12 protein-coding genes are annotated in these 9807 nt (G+C 71.1%); 7 read left to right on the forward strand and 5 right to left on the reverse strand.

Annotated elements, in window-relative coordinates:
* A partial coding sequence (locus VGD44_RS06050; protein ID WP_331084927.1) for a hypothetical protein occupies window positions 1-352 on the forward strand: 352 nt, incomplete at its 5' end.
* Window positions 353-393: 41 nt separating this feature from the next.
* On the opposite strand, the gene VGD44_RS06055 is transcribed toward VGD44_RS06050, so the two are convergent.
* Both VGD44_RS06055 and VGD44_RS06060 read right to left on the reverse strand, forming a co-directional pair.
* Window positions 394-897 (reverse strand): recombinase family protein, encoded by a 504-nt coding sequence (locus tag VGD44_RS06055; RefSeq protein ID WP_331084929.1) that lies wholly within the window; start codon window positions 895-897, stop codon window positions 394-396.
* 146 nt (window positions 898-1043) lie between these two features.
* Window positions 1044-1586, reverse strand: coding sequence for a GNAT family N-acetyltransferase (locus VGD44_RS06060; RefSeq protein WP_331084931.1), 543 nt, complete (start codon window positions 1584-1586; stop codon window positions 1044-1046).
* 32 nt (window positions 1587-1618) lie between these two features.
* On the opposite strand from VGD44_RS06060, the gene VGD44_RS06065 reads away from it, so the two are divergent.
* The 6 genes from VGD44_RS06065 to VGD44_RS06090 all read left to right on the forward strand — a co-directional run bounded on the left by VGD44_RS06065 (window position 1619) and on the right by VGD44_RS06090 (window position 7552).
* The gene (locus VGD44_RS06065; RefSeq protein ID WP_331084933.1) at window positions 1619-2542 is read left to right on the forward strand and encodes a histone deacetylase family protein; all 924 of its coding nucleotides are present in this window, start codon (window positions 1619-1621) and stop codon (window positions 2540-2542) included.
* A gap of 31 nt (window positions 2543-2573) precedes the next feature.
* Window positions 2574-3191, forward strand: coding sequence for a histidine phosphatase family protein (locus tag VGD44_RS06070; protein ID WP_331084935.1), 618 nt, complete (start codon window positions 2574-2576; stop codon window positions 3189-3191).
* 43 nt (window positions 3192-3234) lie between these two features.
* Window positions 3235-3477 carry an exodeoxyribonuclease VII small subunit gene (locus VGD44_RS06075; RefSeq protein WP_331084937.1) on the forward strand — a complete coding sequence of 81 codons (243 nt, stop codon included), beginning with the start codon at window positions 3235-3237 and terminating at the stop codon, window positions 3475-3477.
* Window positions 3474-4355 (forward strand): farnesyl diphosphate synthase, encoded by an 882-nt coding sequence (locus tag VGD44_RS06080; RefSeq protein WP_331084951.1) that lies wholly within the window; start codon window positions 3474-3476, stop codon window positions 4353-4355. The genes VGD44_RS06075 and VGD44_RS06080 overlap by 4 nt, the downstream gene beginning before the upstream one ends.
* A gap of 20 nt (window positions 4356-4375) precedes the next feature.
* Window positions 4376-6295: a 1-deoxy-D-xylulose-5-phosphate synthase gene (gene dxs / locus VGD44_RS06085; protein ID WP_331084939.1), complete on the forward strand. Its 1920-nt coding sequence runs from the start codon at window positions 4376-4378 to the stop codon at window positions 6293-6295.
* Window positions 6296-6811: 516 nt separating this feature from the next.
* On the forward strand, window positions 6812-7552 hold the full coding sequence (locus VGD44_RS06090) for a hypothetical protein (RefSeq protein WP_331084941.1): 741 nt from the start codon (window positions 6812-6814) through the stop codon (window positions 7550-7552).
* Between the two features lie 31 nt (window positions 7553-7583).
* Here the strand turns inward: VGD44_RS06090 and flgH are convergent, their stop codons facing one another.
* The 3 genes from flgH to flgG form a co-directional block, all read right to left on the reverse strand.
* On the reverse strand, window positions 7584-8312 hold the full coding sequence (flgH, locus tag VGD44_RS06095) for a flagellar basal body L-ring protein FlgH (protein ID WP_331084943.1): 729 nt from the start codon (window positions 8310-8312) through the stop codon (window positions 7584-7586).
* An 11-nt stretch (window positions 8313-8323) separates the two neighbouring features.
* A complete protein-coding gene (gene flgA, locus VGD44_RS06100) occupies window positions 8324-9076 on the reverse strand; it encodes a flagellar basal body P-ring formation chaperone FlgA (RefSeq protein ID WP_331084946.1) in 753 nt (250 codons plus the stop codon).
* A 4-nt stretch (window positions 9077-9080) separates the two neighbouring features.
* Window positions 9081-9807: flagellar basal-body rod protein FlgG (gene flgG, locus VGD44_RS06105; RefSeq protein ID WP_331084948.1), on the reverse strand; the 727-nt coding region annotated here is incomplete at its 5' end.

Below are 9807 nucleotides of genomic sequence, written 5' to 3' on the forward strand. Positions count from 1 at the left end.
GCTGTTCGACGACGTCGGCATGCGTCTGCGCGACCTGTCCTTCGACGACGACTTCCTCGAGACGCCCGTCGAGACCCTGATCCAGCGCCTCTCCGACGAGATCGGCCTGGGCGAGGACCCCGAAGCCGACACGGACGACGCTCCGCCGCCGCCGGTCGACCCACCGGCGCCGATTGCGGTGTCCGCCGCGCCGCCGCCCGACCTGCCGCCCGAGCCCGAGCCGCCGCCGGAAGTCCTGGCCGAGCCGCCGCCGGACCTGCCGCCACCTCCAGAGCCTGCGCCACAGCCCTACATCCCGCCCTGGGAACGCCTCGCCCCCGGCGAGCGCATGCCGGGCGGATCTGGCTGGTAGTCTAGGCGTCCGGTTCGCCGGGCGCGGCGTCTGCGCGCGACCTAAGCGCTGACGCCCGCCGCCTCCACCGCCTTCAGCTTGCGCCACACCGTCATGCGGGAGACGCCGAGGCGCCGCGCGATCTCGACGGGGCCGACGCCGGCGCGCTGGAGGGCGAAGATCTCGTGGGCGGCGGCGGCCGGGCGGCGGCGGCGATGGCCGGCGGGCTCGAGGTCCGCGACCGCCTCCAGCACGGCGCGCAGCGTGCGGCCGGTGGCGCCTTGGCTGGAGAGCTCGGGTTCCAGGACGCAGAGGCTGGCGCCGCGGGCCTCGAGCCGCTCGAGCGCGTCGAGCAGGCCGCGGCCGGTGAGGGCCAGCCGGTCCAGGCGGGTGACCACCAGCTGGTCGCCCGCGCCGATGAAGTTGAGGATGGAGCTCAGCGTGTGGCCGCCGGAGTGCGGCTCCTCCGCCCTGACCACCTGGCAGCCGGCGGCCTTCAGGACGGCGGTGTCCTCGTGCGCGGTCGCATCCCGCAGCCGAACGTAGCCGATCTTGAGCATCCCCATCGCCCGCCTTCGAAAACTCAACGCCGAACGATGGCTAAGGTCCCAAAAGCCGGCGATCTCGCCAAGATGGTGCGAGGTTAAATCTAAGCAATGAAGTAGGTCCGACCCGGCTTGATTGGGGCGAAAGTGTGTCGACTTGGGCCTGATTACGCCGCCCTTGTAGAAAAACTCTCCGCCGAGCGCCGCAGGATGAACTCGAGGTCCACCGTCCGGCCGACCTCGAAGCCGTACTCGCCGACCTTGGAGAAGCCGTGGCGCTCGTAGAAGCGTTGGGCGCCGTAGTTCTCGGACCAGACGCCGATCCACACGTCGCGCGGGCCATCCCGCAGCAGCCAGTCCATCACCTTGCCGAACAGGGCCCGGCCGAGGCCGCCGCCCTGGTGGTCCTTCAGGAAGTAGATCCGCTTGAGCTCGCCGCAAGCGGGCGTCACGTCGCCGTGGGGCAGGCCGCAGGGGCCGGCCAGGGCGTAGCCGATGGCCTGGCCGCGGGCCTCCACGAGCCAAGACGCCTTCGCCGGATCGGCCAGGTCGGCGCGGGTGCGTTCGATCCCGTAGGCGTCGGCCAGGAAAGTCTCCAGGTCCGCCGGCGGATAGAGGTGCGCGAAGGTCTCGCGGAAGGTCTGGGCCCCCAGGGCCGACAGGGTTTCGGCGTCGGCGGGACCGGCGCGGCGGATCACGGGTTCAGTCATGGGCGGGCGGAAAACTTGCGTTAGGATGAGGTATGACCGTCGCGCTCTACACCCATCTCGACATGTTCGACCACCGTCCGGGCGACCGGCACCCGGAAAGCCCGGAGCGCCTGCGTTCGGTCGTGGACGCGCTGGAGGACGCCACGCTGGACCTGGCGCCGAACGATGCGCCGTTCGTCGAGGAGGCCGACTTGCTGGCGGTCCACGACCGCGCCTATCTGGACCAGATCGCCCGCGTGGCGCCGCGCGAAGGACGCGTGCACCTGGACCCGGACACCTCGATGTCGTCGGGCAGCCTGACGGCGGCGCGGCGCGCGGCGGGCGCGGTGGTGACGGCGGTACGCGACGTCGCCGCCGGCCGGGCCCAGCGCGCGTTCTGCGCCGTGCGGCCGCCGGGGCACCACGCCGAGCCGGGCGCGTCGATGGGCTTCTGCATCTACTCCAACGTCGCGGTGGCGGCGCACGCGGCCCAGAAGGCGGGCCTCGGCAAGGTGGCGGTGGTCGACTTCGACATCCATCACGGCAACGGCACGCAGGCGGCCCTCGGCGGGCGGCCCGGCATGTTCTTCGCCTCGATCCAGTCGTGGCCGATGTGGCCGGGCACGGGCCATCCGTCCGAGCCCGTCCCGGACAACATCGTCAACGCGGTCTCGCCCGAGGGCGCGCCGGTCGAGGTCTGGAAGCGCGCCTTCGAGAGCCTGATGGATCGCGTCGACGCTTTCGCGCCCGACCTGATCATCGTCTCGGCAGGGTTCGACGCGCACAAGTGGGACCCTGTGGGCGGCGGCGGCCAGAGCCTGGAGGAGGCCGACTTCGCCTGGGCCACGCGCGCCATCGCCTCGGTGGCCAACCGCCACGCCAAGGGCCGGGTTGTGTCGTCGCTCGAGGGCGGATACGACCTCCAAGCTCTAGGCCGCTCCGCCCTCGCCCACGTGAGGGCGCTCGGCGAAGGGTGAGGGGCGGAGCGCCGGTGCGTTCTCAGGATCGATGGCCAGCGTCTTGACCGCCAAGTCTCCCAAGCCGGCCCCCCTGGCTCATGGCGCCATCGTGCTGGCCCGCCACGGCGAGCCGGCGCTGTCGCGCAAGGTGCGCCTGTCGGCCGCCGAGTACCGGGAATTCTGGGGCCGCTACGAGATCATGGGCCTGCTGCCGGGCCAGACGCCGCCCGACGCGCTACGGAACTTCGTCGTGGAGTGCGGCTCGCTGGTCTCGTCCACCCGCCTGCGGGCGATCGAGAGCGCCCAGACCCTCGCCGGGGAACGGCCGTTCGAGCGGCATGACCTCTTGATCGAAGCGCCGCTGCCGCCGCCCAACTTGCCGAAGTGGGTGAAGCTGTCGCCGAAGGTGTGGGGCTTCATGGCGCGGTTCTGGTGGTGGTTCTTCGACCACCACGAGGGGCAGGAGACCCGCAGCGAGGCCGAGGCGCGCGCCGACCGGGCCGCAGCCCTGCTGATCGGCCTGGCCGCGGGCGGCGAGAACGTCGTCGTCCTGGCGCACGGCTTCTTCAACTACATGATCGGCCGCTCGCTGAAGAAGCTGGGTTGGCGCCTCGTGCAGAGCGAGGGCTACAAGTACTGGTCGATGCGCCGCTTCGAACGCGGCTGAATGGCAGTGGATTCCGCTCAAAGCCACAGCTAGAGATCGTCCCATGTCCGAGCCCGCCGACATCGCCGCCATGACCTTCGAGCAGGCGCTCGCCGAGCTCGAGCAGATCGTGGCGCGGCTCGAATCGGGCCAGGCGCCCCTCGAGGACTCGATCCGCATGTACGAGCGCGGAGCTGCGCTGAAGGCGCACTGCGAGACGCGGCTGGAGGCCGCGCGCCTGCGGGTGGAGAAGATCGTCATGGGCGCTGGCGGCGCGGCCGGCGTCGAGCCTGCCGAGTTCAGCTGATGGACCTCGCCCGCCGTGTGGCCGAGGCGGCGGACCTCGTCACCGTGGCGCTCGATGAGCTGCTGCCGCGCGCCGAAGGCCCGGAGAGCCGCCTGACCGAAGCGATGCGCTACGCCGCGCTGGGCGAGGGCAAGCGCCTGCGCACCTTCTTCGCGCTCGAGACCGGCCGCATGTTCGACCTGGACGAGACCTACGTCCTCAGAGCCGCCTGCGCGCTGGAATGCATCCATGCCTACAGCCTGATCCACGACGATCTCCCGTGCATGGACGACGACACCATGCGCCGCGGACAGCCGACCGTGCACGTGCAGTACGACGAGATGACCGCCGTGCTGGCGGGCGATGCGCTACAGGCCGCCGCCTTCGAGATCCTGGCCCATCCCGACACCCATCCCGACGGCGGCGTCCGCGCCGAGCTGGTAACGCGGCTGGCCGTCGCGGGGGGCGCGCGCGGCATGGTGGGCGGCCAGATGATCGACATGCTGGGCGTACGCGAGGACCTGGGCGGCGTGGCCCGGATGCAGCGGCTGAAGACCGGCGCCCTGATCGCCTGCGCCTTCGAGCTGCCGCTGGTGATCGCGCATGCCCAGGACATCGAGCGGCAACCGCTGATGGCGTTCGCCCATGACCTGGGGCTCGCGTATCAGATCGTGGACGACCTGCTGGACGCCGAGGGCGACGCCGGCCTGATGGGGAAGGCGGCGGGCAAGGACGCGGCGGCCGGCAAGACCACTTTCGTCACCCTGCTGGGCGTGGATGCGGCGAAAGAGCGCCTGGGCCTGCTCAAAACCCAGACGAAATCCCATCTGGATCCGTTCGGTTCGCGGGCGGAATTCCTGCGGGCCAGCGTCGATTTCGTGCTAGAGCGCCGCCAGTAATACCCCGAGGACTGCCCGCGTTGCCTCCCGTCACCCCCCTGCTCGACACGGTCTCCTCGCCCGCCGATACGCGCAGCCTCACGATCCCTCAGCTCCGCCAGCTGGCAGACGAACTACGCGCCGAGACGATCGACGCCGTGTCGCAGACGGGCGGCCATCTGGGCGCCGGCCTGGGCGTGGTCGAGCTGACCGTGGCCCTGCATCACGTCTACGAGACGCCGGATGACATCCTGATCTGGGACGTCGGCCACCAGGCCTATCCGCACAAGATCCTGACCGGGCGGCGCGACCGCATCCGCACCCTGCGTCAGGGCGGCGGCCTGTCGGGCTTCACCAAGCGCAGCGAGAGCGCCTACGACCCGTTCGGCGCGGCGCACGCGGCCACCTCGATCTCGGCGGCGCTGGGCTTCGCAGCGGCGCGCGACGCCGAGGGCCGCGACAACAAGGTGGTGGCTGTCATCGGCGACGGCTCGATGAGCGCCGGCATGGCCTACGAAGCTATGAACAACGCTGTGGGGACGACCAAGCAGCTCACCGTCATCCTGAACGACAACGACATGTCGATCGCCCCGCCGGTGGGCGGGATGAGCGCCTACTTCGCCCGGCTGGTCTCGGGCGGCGGCTACCAGTCGCTGCGCCACCTGGGCAAGTCGGTGGCCAAGGCCTTCCCGCGGCCGATGCGCGAGGCGGCACGCAAGGCCGAGGAGTTCGCCCGCGGCATGGTCGCGGGCGGCACCTTCTTCGAGGAACTGGGCTTCTACTACGTGGGGCCGATCGACGGGCACGACATGGACGCCCTGGTCCACGTGCTGCAGAACGCCCGCAAGATCGACGACCGGCCGGTGCTGGTCCACGTGGTCACGCACAAGGGCAAGGGCTACGAGCCGGCCGAGAACGCCGCCGACAAGTACCACGGCGTGGTCAAGTTCGACGTGGTCACCGGCCAGCAGGCCAAGCCCGCCCAGCCCGGCGCGCCGCAGTACACCAAGGTGTTCGCCCAGGAGCTGATCAAGCACGCCGAGCGCGACCCGAAGATCGTGGCGATCACCGCGGCCATGCCTTCGGGCACCGGCCTCGACCTGTTCGGCCAGAAGTTCCCCGAGCGCACCTTCGACGTGGGCATCGCCGAGCAGCACGCGGTGACGTTCGCCGCGGGCCTGGCCGCCGACGGCATGAAGCCGTTCTGCGCGCTCTATTCGACCTTCCTGCAGCGCGGCTACGACCAGGTGGTCCACGACGTGGCGATCCAGGGCCTGCCGGTCCGCTTCGCCATCGACCGCGCGGGCCTCGTGGGCGCTGACGGCGCGACGCACGCGGGCTCGTTCGATATCGGCTACCTCGGCGCTTTGCCCGGCATGGTGCTCATGGGCCCGTCCGACGAGGCCGAGCTCGCCCAGGCGATCGCCACGGCCGCCGCCATCGACGATCGGCCCTCGGCGTTCCGCTATCCGCGCGGCGAAGGCACGGGCGCCCAGATCCCGCTGCTCGCCGCGCCGCTCGAGATCGGCAAGGGCCGGATCGTGCGCGAGGGCACGGCGGTGGCCATCCTGTCATTCGGCACGCGGCTGGGCGAGGCGCTGAAGGCCGCCGACCAGCTGGCCGCGCGCGGACTCTCGGCCACGGTGGCCGACGCACGGTTCGCCAAGCCGCTGGACGTCGACATGCTGCTGCGGCTGGCCCGCGAGCACGAGGCGCTGATCACGGTGGAGGAAGGCGCCGTGGGCGGCTTCGGCAGCTTCGTGCTGCACGCGCTGGCCGAGCACGGCGCGCTGGACCGCGGCCTCCGGGTACGCACGCTCACGCTGCCCGACATCTTCCAGGACCACGACAAGCCCGACGCGATGTACGCGCTGGCCGGGCTGGACGCCGACGGGATCGTACGGACCGCGCTCGCGGCCCTGGGCGTCGACAACGCCTCGGCGACGGGACGCCGGGCCTGACCGACGGCCCATCGGGGCGAAGGTCGGGGACATCGCGACCCTTGATCTGAAGCGGGCGTACGCCGCGCCGCAGGCGCTGTCGTTTGGAACCACGGATTACACGGATTGCACGGATGGGCGCCGTGCCTGGCTGGGCGCCGGGCTCGTTCTGCTCATCCGTGTAATCCGTGGTTCATTGAAGGCGCTGCGCGCCGTCAGCCGGTGTTGGGCCAGGGGACCGGGGCGCTCTCGGCGGAGTCAGGCGCCGCTGGTGGGGCGTAGAACTCGGGTTCGTCCCGGTCCCGCGGGCGGGGCGCGGGGTCGGGGAAGAAGGTGGGTTCGGGGAGGTCTTGCCAGGTCTCGGCCAGGTCTTCGGGCAGGCCCAGGCGGCGGCAGGCGTGGCGGACGTGGGTCTGCGGGTCGAGGTCGAGGAAGTCGGGCGGCTCGGACGGCCGCGCGTCGATCCTTGCGGGAAACCGCCGTTATGAGTGCTATGGTTGGGCCGTCCGGGGCGTGGCGGCTCAGGGAGGGCGGAAGGTGACGACCAGCGTCGCGCCTCAGGCGCATGTCCAGACCGATCGGATATTCTTCACCGGCATGGCGGTCGCAATGGCCGCGACGGCCTTCGTCGGCTTCGCGCCGACCTACTACCTGGCCGGGCTGAACGACGCCCCGACGCCGGTGCTCACGCCCACCGTGCACCTGCACGGCGGCCTCTGCACGGCGTGGATGCTGTTGCTCGTGACACAGACCGGTCTGATCGCCTCGGGCCGCCCCGACATCCACCGGGTCACTGGCCTGGCGGGGGTCGTGCTGGCGCTGGCGACGCTCGCCACCGGCGTCTTCGTGGCCTTGGAGAGCCAGCGACGCGTCCACACGGCCGCCAACGCCGGCACCCTGGCCGACCCGTATGTCTTCGTGATGTTCCCGCTGGCGGCGGTCGGCCTGTTCGCTCTCTACGTTGCGGCGGGCGTGGCGAACCGCAACCGTCCCGACGTCCACAAGCGGCTGATGCTGATCGCGACCATGAGCCTGCTGGGACCGGCCCTGGCGCGGATCGTCACGCGGACGACCCCTGGAATCCCGGGCGCGATCGGCGCGCTCCTGCTGGTTGACGTCTTCCTGCTCGCGCTGGTCGCCTACGACCTGCTCGTCCGGGGCCGCCTGCATCCCGCCACCCTCTGGGGCGGCGGGCTCCTGCTCGTCTCCGAGCCGCTGCGGGTCGCGATCGCCTTCACCGAGCCCTGGCAGGCCTTCGGCCGGTTGCTGATGGGCTAGGCGGCCGAAGGGCGGCCTCGCGCCGGCCGCATCAGAATGGCGAGAATTTCTCGATCAGGCTCTGGCCGGCCGGGGTCTTCTGCACGCGGCTGATGTCGCCGCGGCCGCCGTAGCTGATGCGGGCCTCGGCGATCTGGGTGTGGCGGATCGTGTTGGCCGAGGAGATGTCCTCGGGGCGCACGATGCCGGCGACGGTCAGCTGGCGCAGCTCGGCGTTGGTGCGGACCTCCTGGGTGCCCTGGATCACCATGTTGCCGTTGGGCAGGATCGCAGTGACCACCGCGGCGATCGTCAGGCTGATCTTCTCCTGGCGGTTCACCGAGCCGCCGCCGGCGTTGCTGGTGGCGGAGGCGGTCTCGATCATGTTCTCGGCTTCATAGGCGCCCGGCAGGATTTTCCCCAGGGTGGACTCCAGGCCCAGGAAATGGGGCACGCCCATCTTGGCGCCCGAGCTGCGCGAACTGGCCGAGGCGTTGGTGGTCTTGGCGCTGTCGTCGATGTCGATATTGACGGTCAGGATGTCGCCGACGCGACCGGCGCGCTGGTCGTTGAAGAAGGCGCGCGCGCCCGTGCGCCAGAGCGAGTTGGCGCTGGCCGACTGCGGCGACGGCTCGCGGGCCGAGGCCATCGGCTGGGTGATCGGCGCCATGGCCGCGGGATAACCCACCGGCGCCAGGTCGGGGCCCTTCACGGCCTCCTTCACGGTCGAGCAGGCGGCGAGCGGGGCGAGGGCGGCGAGGGCCAGGATGCGCAGGCGCATGTTTGCTTCCTTCAACGGAGCGCGACACGGGTCGAGCGGTTGAGCTTCAGCTGCTCCGCCTGGGGTCCGACCGCCGCCTGGCCCGGTCCGGTGACCACGGCCTGGACGGTCTTCTTCGACGTGACGTTCTGCACGTTGATGGTTTCGCCCACCGCGCCGCCGGACAGGGCCTTGGCCTGCAGCGCGAGCGAGACCCCACCGTTGTCGTAGGTGAGGGTTACCACTTCATTGGCCTTGATCACCTGGGGCGCGGAAACGTCGCGCGCGGCGACCGCGGCGCCGGCGCGCAGGGGGCGGCGGGCGGCCAGGCCGATCACGGCGTCGGGGTCGTTCGGCGCGTCGGCCGGGGCCAGCGCCGCCTTGCCCCAGACGAGGTCGGTGGGCTGGACGATCTCGCCGGCGGGGATCGAGCGGGCCCAGGTGAGCACGTCGACATTGCCGCGGGCGGCGACGGCCGAGCCGGAGACGGCGGGCGCGCCGCCGCTGACGACGATGGTGCGCAGGCCCTCGGCGTTGGCCCAGTCGAGGCCGGCGCGGGCCGCGGCCAGGCGCACGGCCTGGGCGTTCAGCATCACGCTGGCCTGCGGGCGGGTGGCGACGGGCGTGAGGCCGGCCTGGCCCGCGCCGTCGAAGATCTCGCCCAGGGTGACCACGCCGTCGGCGTCGACCGCGTTCATCTTCAGCGTCACCGGGACGGCGGCGAAGGCCGGAGCGGCCAGGGCGAGGGCGGCAAGGAGCGCGCCGAAGGAAGCCAGCGTCTTCATGAGCTTACGTCTTCACCTGGTTGGCGGTGGCCAGCATGTTGTCGGCGGTGGAGATGACCTTGGAATTCATCTCGTAGGCGCGCTGGGCGACGATCAGGGCGGTGATTTCGGCCACCGCGTCGACGTTCGACGCTTCGGTGTAGCCCTGGGTGAGGGTGCCGATGCCGGTGGAGCCCGGCGTGCCGGTGGTGGGCGTGCCCGAGGCCGCCGTCTCCTTGTAGAGGTTGCCGCCGAGCGCGGTCAGGCCGCCTTCGTTGACGAAGGTGGCGAGCTCGATCACGCCCACGATGCTGGGCGCTGTCTGGCCGGCCTGGAGCACCTCGACCTGGCCGGTCTTGGAGACGTTCACCTGCACCGCGTCGGGCGGGATCGTGATCGCCGGCTCGATGGTGTAGCCGTCCTGGGTGACGAGCTGGCCCTGGTCGCTGACCGAGAAGTTGCCGGCGCGGGTGTAGGCCGTCTCGCCCGAGGGCGTGAGCACCTGGAAGTAGCCGCGGCCGTCGATGGCCATGTCGTACGGGTTGTCGGTGCGGGTGAGCGAGCCCTGCGTCTGCACGCGGTAGATCGCGCCGGCCTTGACGCCCGCGCCCACCTGCACGCCCGTCGGCACGATGGTGCCCTGGTCGGACGACTGCGTCCCGGCCGCCTCGAACGTCTGGTAGAGGAGGTCCTGGAACTCGGCCCGCTGGCGCTTGAACGCCACGGTGTTCATGTTGGCGATGTTGTTCGAG

Source organism: Phenylobacterium sp., from assembly GCF_036402295.1.
Taxonomy (GTDB): domain Bacteria; phylum Pseudomonadota; class Alphaproteobacteria; order Caulobacterales; family Caulobacteraceae; genus Phenylobacterium.